Below are 13,427 nucleotides of genomic sequence, written 5' to 3' on the forward strand. Positions count from 1 at the left end.
TATCAAGCGTTGCCAAGGGCCTGCCCTGCCATTTCAGGACGCCAGTGACATCCATATGCAGCTTGCCGCCGTACTTGCCGGCCCAGTGGAACGCTATAGCGGGCCCCCATTGCTCGCCAGTCTGGTCTGGAGCCCACTCCCCCACTTGCTGCACTTCTCGAATTTCGAGCGCCGTAGAGTCCCAGTTTCCTGTATTAGTCGGCGAGGCCATCCGGGGGCGCTGCTGGCTGACCCCACCAACAAGCAACCGCTTACTCAGCTCGTCAGCCATGAGCTGGCCGTCAGCCTTGGTCGACAGGGCATCCGAAATGACCTTGATAGCCGCATCGACAACAGCCTTGGACGGTTGCTCGTCCCAGGTCGAGTACACGCCCGCCGTCGAAAAGCGCCGCCATGCTTTCGACCCGCTATAGAACTTCTGGATGGCCTCATTGCCTGAATTCGGCAAAACGTCCAAGTACCCGTAGGCCGTGCCAGGTGGTAGCCCGGTGCAGCCCGAGCCGATAAAAAACTGGCCACCAGTAAACATGGTTTTCAGGTCGGTATTAACCACGTCCGGCATGTTGTCAGTGCCGATCCCCCACCGGGACAGCTCTTGCGCCACCCACAACGCGGAAACGGCCTGAGCATCACGCGCGCCGGCTGGTGGCATCGGCACCACGGGCTTACCACTAAAGGCAGGGCTATCCAACGGCGCTTTCTTCGCCAGCTCGCTCAGCACCGTGGTCGAAAAGTTCGGGTCATTGCCTAGGGCCGCCGCCAATTCTTTCAGCGTATCGAGCGCCCCCGGCGCCGAATCGACCAACCCCAGGACCTCGGACAACACAAACGCGGTGGTCGCCAGCTGGCTGGTGTTCGTGCCCTTGGCCGGGGTCGGGGCCGTCGGGACGCCGGTCAGGGCCGGGCTCGCCAACGGCGCCTTAAAGGCCAGCGCCGCGTCGACCTGGGTCTTGGTGTACACGTCGGTCAACCCGTAGCCGGCGACTGTCGTCGGGTTGGTACCGGCCAGCACGCGACCATTAGCGTCCACCTGCACACTGCGATAAGTGCCAACGGCTACCCCAGTTCGGCCGAAAGCCATTTCGAAGGCCAAGCCCGTAACGCCCAGGGTGATCGGGGCGTCTGTGACCAACTGCCAAGCGCTGTCGGCATTGACAGTGCCGCGCTCGACCAGCACCAGCAAGCCGGGCGTGACCTTCGCGGCGGAGTCGGCATCGGTGCAGCGCGTCCAGGCGCTACCGGCGACCACGGTGTACAAGCCGTTATCCTTCGCGGCGTCCTGATTCTTGACCAGCACCCGCGCCCCGGCCGTCAGAGCCACCCCGTCGACCGTCTGCAGGCCGCTCAGGTTGATGGCAGCCGTCGTCGCAGCCAGCACCGTGTGCTTGAAGTCCTGGCGGGCCAGCTCCTCCAGCACAAACTCACGGGTGGCCAGCACGACACTGGGGTCAACTTTGAGCTGCACATTGCTGGAACTGCTCACCACCAGGTTCATGCGCACCACCTGGGTGCGCCCCGAGCCCTGCGACAGCAGGGGCTTATAGGTCGGCGCACAGTTGGCCACTGCCACCATGTCGCCGTCGGCGTCGTACAGGGCAATTTCGCGAATCCAGTGGCCGCCCACGTCCGCCGGAATCACCTGCTCCGCAACAATAATCGCGGGGTCTTTGTCGTCCACCTTCAACTGGTTCAGCGGCGCCCGGCGCCACTCATTGAGCAGGCTGGTTTGGGTCGCGTTCGGCGTTGGGTCGGTGCCGTTGGCATCGCCGACCGCCATCTGCGTGATTTTCCACGGCACGCCCAGGGCGTCCGCGTTCGCTTGCTTCGCCGCGCCCACATTCGTGAGGATCGCGTAGAACTGGGAATTTTGATCAACCATGTGCAATGTCCAGGGTGTCGATAGTGGTTTCACGGCCACCGCGCCCAATCGCGCCTGTGACCTCAATGTCCAACTGCACGGGCGGGTAAACGTCCAACACGTCGCCCTCGCTCAGTGCCCCGGCCAAGAAGAAAGCGCCGTTGCTCTCGAGACTGATCTGGAGGGCGGTAAGGTGTCGGCTTACAGGACGAGCGTCATCCAGCAGCGCGGCCAGCTCCCGGTAGGTTTCCTCATCGATGCCCCCATCCGAAACGCCGATCTTTAACCCGAAGGTGCCCGGCGTGGCCGGGGGCAGTTGCTCCCACCACTCGTTGATTTCGATCAGGTAGCCGAATGGCTCCACGACGCGGCGAAGCGCGCCAATCGTGCCCTTGTGCGCATGCACGAAGAACGCGGAGCGGATCACTGACCGCTTGACCGACTCCGGCCAGGTGTCGTCCCAACGGTCCACCGACCAGGCCCAGGCCAGCTGGTACAACAGATGCGCCGGACAGGTGTCGGGGTTGTACAAAGTCCGCAAGGGGATGTCGGTCAGCTCGTCCGTGGCGACCTCGACGGCGCGTTCCAGCTGGGTGCTGTTCACGGGGAGCAGGCTTTTCATGTCAGCCACCCCATGCCACGTCGATCGCCTCGCACCAGGCTGCCTGTTCCTTCGTGGGGCGGATGTCCATCCAACCCACCAGCTCCACGCGGCTCACGCCGTCAATGTGCAACTGGGCATCGATCCCCGACCGCGAAACCTCAAGGCCCAAGCGGCGCCGGGGGTTAACCCACGCCTGCAGCCGAGCCCGGCACGCCGCCAGGATGGCCTCGTTCTCCGGCCCCGCACCAGCCTTGTACAGCACGGCCTCGACTCGATACGGCAGGATCTCGGCCGCCTGGACGGTGAGACGGTCCGCCACCGGCCGCACATCGTCGTCGCTCAAGTGTGCGCGCACCGTCTCCAGCAACTCCGGCGGCGGCACGCCCATGCCCTCCAGATCCAGCACCGTGACCACCACCTCGGCCGGGGCCGGGCTTTCGGCTGTCGCGTCTGCTACCCGGCCGGAGGCATTGCGCGCGTGCAGGATGTAGCTGTTACGCGGGCCGGCAGTAGTCAGCCCCTCATAGACCAGCTGCACGCGCTCACGCAGCGCATCGTCCGCCTCAAGCACACGCTCAACCGGAGGCACCGCATTCAGGTCCTCGGCCTGCACCACGAGCCGCTGCAGGTTCACATTGGCGGCCAGCTGGTCAAGGTCAGCGCCGCGTGCATAGGCCAGCATCAAGGCCTTGGCCGCGTCGTTAACCCGCGCCCGGTTCTGCATACGCCGGTAGGCGCCCAGCTCGAGGAGCTTGGTGACCGGGTCACTCTCGAGCAGCGCGTCCCATTTGTCCCCCATGTACTGGCGAAAGCGCTGCAGCTCTTCGTCGTACACCCCTTCGAAATCGAGGCTCTCCAGCACCTGCGGCGCCGGGAGCTGCGACAGATCCACTACGCTCATGCACTCACCTCCAATACTGCACTGTCGCCCAGGTACATGCCGGTCAGTTGCAGGTCGATCCTGCCGTCGATGACCGCAAGCACCCGCACCCGCTCCAGCTGCAGCCGCGGTTCCCAACGGCCCAGGGCACGGGCGACCTCGGCTTGCACCGCACTTTTCCAGCCTTCGTTCACCGGCAGGTCGACGTAGCGGCGCAACTGGCAACCGTACTCAGGGCGCATCCGGCGGCTGCCTACCGTGGTAGTGAGGATGTCCTCGATGGACTGCCGCAGATGCCCCAGGCCGGAGACTGGCTGGCCCGTTCGACGATCCATGCCGATCACGATCAGGCTTCCTTGAAGTCGGACCGGTTGCGCATGTAGGCCAGGCCCACCGCGTCATCGCCGCTGATCGTGACCTGGCCCTGCACCACCTCAAGCTCCACCCAGTCGGGCAGGATCAACTTGCGGCGGGTGTACTCCTGATCGATGAAGGTCACCGGGCCGCGCGGCACCAGCGCTGCTTCGCCGCCTTCATCAGGCATTTGCTGTGTTCTGGCCATGCTTTCCTCCAGGCATGAAAAAGCCCGCACTCGGCGGGCTATAGTCAGTGTTTGTGGTTTGCCGTGTTGCCGGCGGTGTCGATGATGCGGCCCCCGCCGTTGATGTCGCCCGTGACCATCAGTGTTCCGTTGATCGTGACCGCGCCGCTAAGCGTGATCGTGTCACCCTGGGCGGTGATGCTCGAGGACTGTGCCGTGATGGCGTCGTCCGTCAGCACTGCCCGGGAAGCCCCGACCTTCACCGCAACCGTGCCGCTGGGCAGCTCGATCGTGTAGCTGTTGGCCTGCCAGTCGTAGACCAGAGAACCACCGTCGTCGAAACGCCAGACCTCGACATGGTCGCGGTTGTCCGGCGCCGGACCGGCGTTGCCGTACAACCCTGGAACGAACGTGCCCTGGGCAGGCTCACCACTGGGACTGATCAGTGCGCCCTGCTCGTCCAGGCTTGGCGCCCGCCAGTGGCGTGCCTTGCCGGCGGCCTGGCTGTGCCAGCGTACCCAGGCGCTGGTCCAGCCGCTGCCGTCCGACACCCGCACCATCGCGGCGACCAAGTCGACGGCGACCACCCGGCAGGGGATCACCAGACTGGCCAGCATGCGGTCGTGCATCGCGCTTGCGTAGCTCATTCCATGGCCTCCGGCGGCTGGTAGTTGCCTTCGCTGCCTGGCCCGGTGTCGGGGACGAAGCCCCAGACGATCGAGCCAGGCGGCTGATTCGGCCAGGGCCATTCCTCCTCGCCGAGGTAGATGACTTGGGTCCACTCGACCACCCAGACGGCGTATCCGTCCAGCTCCGGCCGGGTCCAGTCCTGGGCAGCCCGGACAAACTTGGCCGGTTCGACTTCGATGCCCCATGTCTGCATACGCAGCAACACGGTCAACTGAGCCGCCGAGAACGCGGCGATACGGAGGCTAAAGTCTTCCTCCCCCGCGACAATAACTCGCGCCTCGAATCTCGCCTCCACCCCAACCTCGCCAGTACCAGGGTCCGGCCCCGGCTCCCACTCGACCAACTCGATCACCACTGCGGGGATCGCAATCCGATCAAGCCGGTCAGGCATGGTGCCGACGTATTCCAATGCAGGCAGCGCCTCGGCGATGTGCGCCTCGATCGCGGCGTACAAACGATCAAGTGGGATCGGATCCTCAGCCATTACCAACCCTCCCCAACAGTTTCTGCAGCTCGTAGTTGAGCTCTTGCCTCATGACCTCCAGCAGCCGCTGGTGAGCCTTCTGTGTCCACGACTCGAAGTGCGGCTTCACGTCTTCCAGGGAGATCATCGCCTTGGCCAACGGGAAGCGACTGCCGTTCTCGGCGATCCAGCCGGAGCTGGCCCCACCGGCCCCTGATACTTCGCTGGCCGGGTAGTCGCTCGCCTTGAAATGCTTGCTGGCCGTGCGGATCCAGATATCGGGGTTGCTCCCGTAGACCGCTTTGAAGAACGCGCCCTGGTAGCGGCGCCCAGCCACCGAGACCCCGTTGCGGGTTTGCCGTGGCCGACCCGCGCGACTTGCCGCGATCGGATCAAGGCCGAACCACAGCTTGCCGCGACCATCACCGCCCACCGGATAGGCCCGCAGGCGCTGACGAACCGAGGCCACAGCGATCCGCTCCTGCACAGCGACCGCCCTGCCCACGTGGGTGCGCAGCCAGCGCAGGGTCTTGTTGATCGCTCGACGCTGAGCTTTGGCGATGGCCTTGGGAGCCAAGGCCACAAACTCATCGAACCGTGCGACCTGCTGGGGCACCGCCTGCAGGGTGATCATCCCGGTGCTGGAGGACACCTTGTGATAGCTGCCGACGCTCATGGCGTCTTCCTCAGCACCAGGGCAACCAGTCCGTCACCGCCTGGCTCGACGCTAGCGATCGTGTACGAGCCGCCGCCGTCCTCCGCCGACAGGTCGATTTCTACCCGCTGCCGGGCTTCGACCCCGGCGTTGTCCTTCACACGGATAACCAGATGCGGCTCCCGCAGCGACGTAGTGATGCGGCCGAGCTTCGGCTGCAGCCACGGTGCAGAGAACATCCCCTGCACTTCGCGCCCATCGATCAGGGCGCGATCGCCCAGGACATCGAACACCGTATCGTCCACTTCATCAATCAGGTCCCGGAAGGCCATGATCAGAGCGTCAGCCGGATTACTGCACGGGGACGAGTGCAGATGTGCAGCGGGTTGGACTGCGCCTCGCCGTCGACACCTTTGCCGAACGGCATCTCCTCGATCTTGCTGTAGTACGGCAGGCCTTCGGTGTTAACCGTCTCGATGTAATCCGCCGGTGCGTAGATCGAAAGGAACAGATCCGAGACGCCCTCGGGCACCAGGCGGGCTTCGTCGTCGGCAACGTAGGCCTTGCCACCCACCTTGCCGCGATAGCGCTCCCAGCTGATGCCGCCAAATTCGAACGACGCACGCCCGTCACCCCGCAGGGATGCGGCCTGCTCGCTGCCCTTGTAGGTCTCAACCACCGAATTGTGAGCGATCAACTTCTTCCAGAACGTCTTGCCGCAGAAGGCACGTGCACCAGTGGTGGTGACGTTGCCGAGCGCGTCTTCCTGCATGTCCAGCGCATCGACGCACTGGGCCTGGACGTTGGCGTTCTGATCGTTGAGGCCCATCGACATCGTCTGCCGGGAAACACCAAAGGTTTTGTAGATGTCCAGCAGCACCGAGGTGCCGTCGGCGTCCAGCACCTGGCCATTCACAGCACCCATGCGGTGATACTCATGGGTGGCATCCAGCTGGCTGCGCACCTTGCTCAGGCGTTTGTTCACCACTGCCTGAACGGCCTGGAGCTCGGTGGTGGTACCAAACGCACGAATGCCCTGAATCTCGTCAGCCTTGATCGAGAAGCGCTGCGGCAGGTGGATGGTATTGAACGGGATCAGCTTGCGCTTGCTGCCGCCGACCACAAGGCCAGAGGTCCCACGTTCACCTGCAGGAACCAAGGCCAGCGTATCGCCGTCCTTTTCGATCTGAACGGTCAGGGTCGGTACCCCCTCCTCGCGGAACAGGCCGAGGGCGGCCAGACGGCCCGGCACGTACTCCTGCTCGTTGATGGCGGCGGTCAGGGCCGCAACGCTGAAGGCATCGTCTTGAAAAATGGCAATCTCAGCCATGGGGTACTCCAGAAAGTAAGAACCCCGCACAAGGCGGGGCTGGGAGAAAGAGAGGGTTGGGTCAGCGCAGGATGATGAACTGCTTAGCCAGGGACTTTTCGGCATCAGCATCGACGCCCGTCAGCAACGCCTCGGTAACCTCGGCCAGCCGCACGACAGCGCGCCCCCGGCGCGAGATGTCCGACTCACCGAGCGGGGCGAAGAGGATGCAAACGGCGTTTTCAGTACCGTCTTCAGCCGCAGGGGCGTAGGGCGCGAACTCGCCGGTTGCAGTGATCAGGCCGAGCAACTGCCCAGCGACCAGGGCCGGGCCAGCGGCAATGTTGATGGCTTCGCGGGAGATCTTCCCCGCGCCCTCGGAAAGCAGGAACTCACCCGCGTGGACTGGTTCCTCTTGAATGCTGCTCATGGTCGTGCTCCTTTGTTGGCGGCCTGCCGACGGGCAGCCCAGATGCTGGATGGGTTGGGGAGTTGCGCCTTGACCTTCTCCGGCTCGTCGTCGGCCGGTGGCAGGCTGTTGTCGATCTCAAATCCTTTGCCGGAGCTGACCAGCTTTTCGAACAGGCGCGCTCGCACCGCATCAGGCTCCAGGCCGGTGTTGACGTACTCCGCTGTAAGCTCGGGCAAACGCGCCGCGACGCAGAGGTCGTGAACACCCTTGGCCCGTGTCAGCGCGGCCTGCACCGTGGCCTGGTCGATCAGTTTGGTGGAGGCGATCAGGGTCTCGGCCAGGTTGCTGATACCGGCCTTGGCGCAGCCCTGGGTGATCATCAGCGCCAGCGCCGTGGAGGCTGCTGGATCTGGCGGGGTTACTTCAGGTGGAGTTGCTGGGTCATCGTCCGGCGCCTGACCGGCCAGTTGATCCAGCAGCGCCTGCGGCGTCTGGCGGTACCGCTTCATCGCTGCGCCCTGCGCGAGGCAGGCTTTGACCTCGACCCCGTTGCCCACCTCATCAGCCAGGCCCAGCGCCAGGGCTTCCTGAGCCGTCAGCCAGGTCTCATCGTTGACCATGCGGCGCAGCTCGACGTCGTCGATGTCTGGGGCCTTGGCCCGGTATGCCGCGATGATGGCTTCGAAGGTCTGGTCGAGGACGTCAGCGACGCGGCGCAGGTCCTCGGCATCACCGCTGGTCCAGGTCCAAGGGTTGTGCACCATCAGCATGGCGTTGGAAGCCATGACCAGGCGGTGGGCGCCACAGGCCGCGACACTGCCGGCACTGGCGGCCAGCGCATCAATACGCGCGGTGCAGCGCTCACCGAGGCGATTCAGCGCGTTGTGAATGGCCAGGCCGTCAAACAGATCACCACCAATGGTGTTGAACGCCACCACGACTGGCGATACACCGTCGTCGATCGCCTTCAAGTCCTTGATGAACTCGTTCGCGGTGATGCCCCACCCACCGATCTCTCCATAGATGTAGATCTCGATTGGGGCAGGCTCGGTGTTGGCTGTGCCTTCGCCTTCGGCCGCTGCGCTGATCTTGTACCAATGCTGGTCTTCGACCTTCGGCGCTGAGGGCACCTTGTTGAAGATGCGGAATGGCATCAACGGTTTCATGATTTCTCCTTCTCGTCGGGATCGTCATCGATCGCCGACAACGCGCTGTAGGTGAGGCCCAAGGACTTCGCCCGGGCGAGATCGGCGGCGTTCTCTTCGTCCACCACCTCGGCATCGGTACCGCCTCGCAGGCAAACCTCGCTGCGTGACGCGAAGCCCGCGGCGATTTCCATGGTGCGCGACTGGACGTCCTGCACCGGGTGGATGTAAGCCCAGCCCTGCGGAACCCAACGGGTGCGCTGGTAATCGCGGCGGCGCTGCGAGTAGTTCGGCAGGTCGAGCGCACCGGCGAGTACCGACATGTCCATCCAGGCCTTACGCACCGGCCGACACAGCTGATGGACGTAGACCTGGAACTGCAGTTGCTCCAGCCTGCGACGGAACTCAGTCAGCACCACGCGGATCGCGCGATCGTTCACGCCCTGCATGTCACCGGTCATCAGCTCGTAAGGCAGCCCCGAGCCGGCGGCAGCGGCCATCAGCTGCTGCCGCATGAAGTCGGGGTAGTTGTTGCCGGCATCGGGCGGGTCCGAGAACTCGACCTGCTCACCGGGTAACAGCTCCTGCATCGTGCCGGGCTCCAGCCCCACCATCGGTGTGAAACCGTCACGGTCGTATTTCACCGGTGCGCCAGTGAGCGGGTCTATCTGCGGCGGACCGTCCGGGGTGGGTTTGCGAACGAAGCCTGCGAAGAGGTTGGCCACTTCTTGGCGGAACAGCACCGCATCGTCGAAGTTGTCCAGGCTGCGCAGACGCTTCAGCACCGGCGCCAGGCGCGGTACGCCACGCAGTTGCCCCGGCTCCAGCGGCTCGAAGACATGCAGCATCTGCTCGGCTGGTATGCGCACCAGCTGGTTGTAGCCGACGTTCAGCGCCGACTTGTCGCTGGGATGGTTGCGGTAGCACCAGTACGCTACCCGCCGCCCCATGCCGTTGAACTCGATCCCGGCGCGGATAACGTTGCCAAAGCGTGTCAACTCGAACTTGTCGTGGGGGACGAATTCAGGCGCCAGGCACTGCAGCTGGAGCGGCACCGCGTAGCCATCCTCCAGCCGGCGTGGGCGCAGGCGGATGAAGCATTCGCCCGACTGCTCGACCGTCCGCGCCACCAGCGCCTGCAGGCCGTAGAAGTCGGTGAGCTGATCGGCGTCAGCTTCGTCCACCCAATCCTCCCACAGCACCTGCATCGCCTTGCGCACCGCCTTGTCGAGTAGCTGCGGATGCGGCGTGATGCCGGTGCCGATCAAGTTGCTTACGCGCTTGTCGATGACGTTGGCGGCGTAGGGATCGTTGCGGACCGCGCTGCGGGAGCGAGAACGCAGGTTGCGCAAGGCCGGCATGATCAAGCTGTTCACGCCGGTGTCCGGCGCATCCCAGTTCGATGAGCGCCGTCCCTCAGCGGCGCCTTCATAGCTGGCCTTGATCCGCTCGGGCACAAGAATGCCGGAGCGGCCAAGGGTCAGATAACGTCCGCTCACAGGCCTTTGCCCCCGTGGTAGACGCGCACGACGCGCGAGCGCGGCCCGGAGGCCTTCACCAGTTCGGACTTGATCAGGTCGCGGGCCTTGATCAACTCGTCGACGGTTCGATACTCGACGGTACGGTCCGAGTAACGGACGATCTTTTCTCCGCGCGCGATCGCCCGCTCGACGGTGGCGAGGTCTGCTTTTGTATAAGCCATGTCAGCGTCTCTTCAGATAGCCGCTGCTGGAGCTGCGGCGTTGCATAGGTTGAGGCGCGGCTCGCGGAGCCGGCGGTGTTGACGGATCGGGGCGCCTAATCGGTGCCGATGTCGGCTGCTCGACCTCTTCGTTCTGGTCGTCGCCGTCTGGCTCGCTGGCCTGGGGCCGGGCTGGCTGCTGCTCGCCCTGGTCGAACAGGCTGGCCTGCGCAAGCGCCTGCCGCAGCTTGTCCCAGTCCTGTTCGCCGTAACGGTGCAGGCCGAGGAAGTTGGCCATGGCCAGGTTGTACACCATGAGGTCCAGCGCCTCGTTGCGCTCGGCCTTGCTCTTGACCCACTCGATCCGCTTGTAGCCTTTCACGTAGCGGGCGATCTTGCGTTCGGCCACGCACTGCTGGAAGAACTCGTCCGGCAGGTCCTTGGCGAAGTGCAACGCGCCCGGCCCCGTCTCGAAGCTGTAGCGGTTGTAGATCCAGTCCTTGGCCGTGTCGGTACCAACGATCCACAGCTCGGCGCCGTTGCGCTCGGTCTGGCCCTTCCAAGTGACGTCCACCTGCGACGGGCGCTGGGCGATCACTGGCCGGCCCGGCTTGCTTGCTCCCTTGAGCGCAAAGACGTTGCGCCAGCGGCGCACGCGGGTGAACTGGTAGACCTCATGCGTGTGGTGGCCGCCGGAGTCGATGCCGGTAGCCAGGATCCCCAGGCTGACGCCGCAAGGGTGCCGGTAGCGGATCTTGAGGCGGTCATCCAGTAGAGCCCAGGTACGCTCGTCGGCCGGGTCGCCAGGGATCACCTGGTGATCGACCACCCAGCGCTCCATGCCGGTGCCCCAAGCCATGACCATCAGCTCAAGGCGGTTGGCCTGGACGTCGACGGAGGCCGTCAGCGCAAGCGCCCCCACGGGCAAGGTGCCCAGCACGTAGTCTTCCTGAAGCGCACGGGCCTGGAGCACCTCGGCCTTGGTCTGCTCGATCGCGCTATCCCAGACCTCGGCCAGACGGGTGTTGTAGAACACCTGCATGGGTTCAAGGTCGCCGCGGTCCTGGGCGCGCTTGGCCTCCTCGAACTCGCGGGCCAGCATGGCCCAAGAGTGCCAGCCGAGCGGGGCGTACAGTGCATTGAGGTGGAAGCTCACCGTTTCGCCGTCGCCCTGGGCGTGGGCACGCCACTCGCCCTTCGCCAGCATATCGGCCTTGTGATGCTCTTCGATCAGCACGTCGCAGTCGGCGCCTTCGCACTGGTAGTGCACGCGGCTGAAGTCAGGCGAGTACAACAGGCGATCCCACTTCAAGACCTGCATCGTCCCGCACGTTGGGCAAGGCACGTAGTAGTGCCGCTGATCCCCCATCAGGAACAGGTCGTCGATCCTCGAGGCGCCTTTGATGAGCGGCGAACTGGAGAAATAGAACTTGGCGTTGCGGCCGAAGGTACTACCCCGCGCCTCGGCCAGCTTGATCGGGTCGCCCTCTTGATCGACATCGACATCCCAGCGGTCGACCTCATCGCCATACACGTAGCGGGCGGACAGCTCCGACAGGTTGGCAGCCGAGCCAGCGGTGGTGGCGTACAGCGTGCCGCCCTCGAACTCTTTGGTGTCCATCGTGTTGCGGGCATCCCTGGAACGGTTAGCCGCCACGCGCGCCTTGAGTTCTGGCGTTGCGTCGATCGTCTTGCCAATCCGCGAGGACACCCGCTTGGCCAGGGCCAGGCTGGGCAGCAAGGTCAGGATGTTGGAAGGCGCCATGTGGATCAGTGCGCCGATCCAGTTCAGGGCGATCTGGGTTTTCATCAGCTGCGATGCAACCTTGGTCACAACCCGTTTGCAGGGGTGGGCAGGCGACAGGCAGCGCATGGGTTCGCGGGCATACGGTGTACGCGCGGTGCGGTACTTGCCGGGCTCGGCGGCGCCGGTATCACGCGGGATCCGCATGTACTCGTCCGCCCACTCGTCTACCCACAGCTCGGGGTCAGGCGTCAGCCCTCGGCAATACGCTTCGCGGTACACCTTGGCACCGTCTGCGTATCCGGTGGGCATAGGCTCAGCTCTGTGTGATGGCTCGGTCGAGATCGGCACTGCTCATCTTGTCGACCTCGGTGAAAACGCGGCGGAACGCGGTGGCAAGGTGCTTCTCGATGTCCCATGGATCGTCCATCCCCACCAGCTCGGCAGCGAGCTGGGGTGCAAGGCCGAAGAACTGGTCGCGAAGCATCCGGCCTGCGGCGTAGGCCGCGTCTACCACCGCCTTGCGCTCGACCAAGTCGCCCTGGACCTTGTGGAACTCGGCCTCGGCCAGCTGCGCCAGGTAAAACTCGCGATGAGCTTTCGACCGCTGGAAGTTGTGGCCACTGCCCGGCGCCGGATCCGGCTGCTGCACCGCAGGTGTGTCGCGGCCTGGCTGGAGCTGGCTACGCACGTCGCGTTCTATCCGGGCTTCTTCATGCCGGGCCGCGACCGGCGCCTTGGCCGGGTCCGCCGATTCGGCCAGCAGTACCTCGGTGGCTTCGACGTCGACCTTGCCGTCGGCAGTCAGCACCAGGCGTTCTTGCTTGGCCAGTTTGGAAACGTAGGATTTCGACCATCCATTGCGGGCGGCGAACTCCGATTTCGTCAGATGGGTCATTTCGAAAAGTCCAGTTCACCCAATGAATTCGAGGGGTTAACCAGTTCACCGCAGTTCACTAAGCGGGTGAACCGTCCGCTAACAAAGAATCGCGGGTTCCCGGTCCCGTACCCCGCCCATATCGCCAGGGTCCCCGGCCCCACCCAGGATTCCGGCCGGGTCACTGCCCCGCCTCGGTGCCAGCTGGCGGCACCTGCGCCAGACCCAGCCGCTTGGCGGCCCAGCGCTCGTAGAGGTTGATCGCCACATCGGCGCCGGCCATCGCGGTCAAGCAACCGACCGCCGCCGCCATCCACACCGATGCGCCGAGGGCGTACAGCAGCATGTTGGCAGAGAGCCCGCAGGTAACGCAGGCACCCGAGCGCAGAGCGAGCCTGCGAACCAGCCCCCAACCTCGAGCACCCGCCTTGTCGGCCCGCCACATTTCACCCGACACCCCGCCGACCAGGGACAGTACGATCACCATCCAGATCGGCATCTCGACTAACGCTTGTTGCTCGCTGTTCATGCAGGCCTCAATTGGCAAAGCACGGCGCCGGAAAAAGAA

At 64.6% G+C, this 13,427-nt stretch carries 16 protein-coding genes and 1 pseudogene; all 17 read right to left on the reverse strand.

The window, feature by feature from the left end; genetic code table 11:
- Nucleotides 1–817 precede the first annotated feature (817 nt).
- Nucleotides 818–1,879 (reverse strand): annotated as a pseudogene (locus CCOS191_RS28605) (phage tail protein); the annotation flags it as partial.
- Nucleotides 1,872–2,480 (reverse strand): phage tail protein I, encoded by a 609-nt coding sequence (locus CCOS191_RS17750; protein ID WP_046856351.1) that lies wholly within the window; start codon nt 2,478–2,480, stop codon nt 1,872–1,874. The pseudogene CCOS191_RS28605 and the gene CCOS191_RS17750, both read right to left, overlap by 8 nt.
- 1 nt (nt 2,481) lies before the next feature.
- Nucleotides 2,482–3,363, reverse strand: coding sequence for a baseplate assembly protein (locus CCOS191_RS17755; RefSeq protein WP_046856352.1), 882 nt, complete (start codon nt 3,361–3,363; stop codon nt 2,482–2,484).
- The gene (locus CCOS191_RS17760) at nt 3,360–3,686 is read right to left on the reverse strand and encodes a GPW/gp25 family protein (RefSeq protein ID WP_046856353.1); all 327 of its coding nucleotides are present in this window, start codon (nt 3,684–3,686) and stop codon (nt 3,360–3,362) included. Before CCOS191_RS17760 ends, CCOS191_RS17755 begins: the two co-directional genes overlap by 4 nt.
- A 2-nt stretch (nt 3,687–3,688) precedes the next feature.
- The gene (locus CCOS191_RS17765) at nt 3,689–3,904 is read right to left on the reverse strand and encodes a hypothetical protein (protein WP_046856354.1); all 216 of its coding nucleotides are present in this window, start codon (nt 3,902–3,904) and stop codon (nt 3,689–3,691) included.
- 44 nt (nt 3,905–3,948) lie between these two features.
- Nucleotides 3,949–4,530, reverse strand: a complete 582-nt coding sequence (locus CCOS191_RS17770; RefSeq protein WP_046856355.1) for a phage baseplate assembly protein V — start codon at nt 4,528–4,530, stop codon at nt 3,949–3,951.
- Entirely contained in the window at nt 4,527–5,057 is a 531-nt protein-coding gene (locus tag CCOS191_RS17775; protein ID WP_046856356.1) for a hypothetical protein, read from the reverse strand. Before CCOS191_RS17775 ends, CCOS191_RS17770 begins: the two co-directional genes overlap by 4 nt.
- A complete protein-coding gene (locus CCOS191_RS17780; RefSeq protein WP_046856357.1) occupies nt 5,050–5,712 on the reverse strand; it encodes a hypothetical protein in 663 nt (220 codons plus the stop codon). Before CCOS191_RS17780 ends, CCOS191_RS17775 begins: the two co-directional genes overlap by 8 nt.
- Nucleotides 5,709–6,023 carry a head-tail joining protein gene (locus CCOS191_RS17785; protein ID WP_046856358.1) on the reverse strand — a complete coding sequence of 105 codons (315 nt, stop codon included), beginning with the start codon at nt 6,021–6,023 and terminating at the stop codon, nt 5,709–5,711. Before CCOS191_RS17785 ends, CCOS191_RS17780 begins: the two co-directional genes overlap by 4 nt.
- Before the next feature lie 2 nt (nt 6,024–6,025).
- A complete protein-coding gene (locus tag CCOS191_RS17790; protein ID WP_046856359.1) occupies nt 6,026–7,021 on the reverse strand; it encodes a major capsid protein in 996 nt (331 codons plus the stop codon).
- A 61-nt stretch (nt 7,022–7,082) separates the two neighbouring features.
- Nucleotides 7,083–7,430: a head decoration protein gene (locus tag CCOS191_RS17795; protein WP_046856360.1), complete on the reverse strand. Its 348-nt coding sequence runs from the start codon at nt 7,428–7,430 to the stop codon at nt 7,083–7,085.
- On the reverse strand, nt 7,427–8,578 hold the full coding sequence (locus tag CCOS191_RS17800) for a head maturation protease, ClpP-related (protein WP_046856361.1): 1,152 nt from the start codon (nt 8,576–8,578) through the stop codon (nt 7,427–7,429). Before CCOS191_RS17800 ends, CCOS191_RS17795 begins: the two co-directional genes overlap by 4 nt.
- On the reverse strand, nt 8,575–10,056 hold the full coding sequence (locus tag CCOS191_RS17805; protein WP_046856362.1) for a phage portal protein: 1,482 nt from the start codon (nt 10,054–10,056) through the stop codon (nt 8,575–8,577). Before CCOS191_RS17805 ends, CCOS191_RS17800 begins: the two co-directional genes overlap by 4 nt.
- Entirely contained in the window at nt 10,053–10,259 is a 207-nt protein-coding gene (locus CCOS191_RS17810) for a phage head-tail joining protein (protein ID WP_046856363.1), read from the reverse strand. The genes CCOS191_RS17805 and CCOS191_RS17810 overlap by 4 nt, the downstream gene beginning before the upstream one ends.
- Nucleotide 10,260: 1 nt before the next feature.
- On the reverse strand, nt 10,261–12,294 hold the full coding sequence (locus CCOS191_RS17815; protein ID WP_046856364.1) for a phage terminase large subunit family protein: 2,034 nt from the start codon (nt 12,292–12,294) through the stop codon (nt 10,261–10,263).
- Nucleotides 12,295–12,298: 4 nt separating this feature from the next.
- Entirely contained in the window at nt 12,299–12,880 is a 582-nt protein-coding gene (locus CCOS191_RS17820) for a hypothetical protein (protein WP_046856365.1), read from the reverse strand.
- Between the two features lie 160 nt (nt 12,881–13,040).
- Nucleotides 13,041–13,388, reverse strand: coding sequence for a phage holin family protein (locus CCOS191_RS17825; RefSeq protein ID WP_046856366.1), 348 nt, complete (start codon nt 13,386–13,388; stop codon nt 13,041–13,043).
- Nucleotides 13,389–13,427 lie beyond the last annotated feature (39 nt).

The sequence above is a fragment of the Pseudomonas sp. CCOS 191 genome, assembly GCF_001007005.1.
GTDB lineage: Bacteria > Pseudomonadota > Gammaproteobacteria > Pseudomonadales > Pseudomonadaceae > Aquipseudomonas > Aquipseudomonas soli.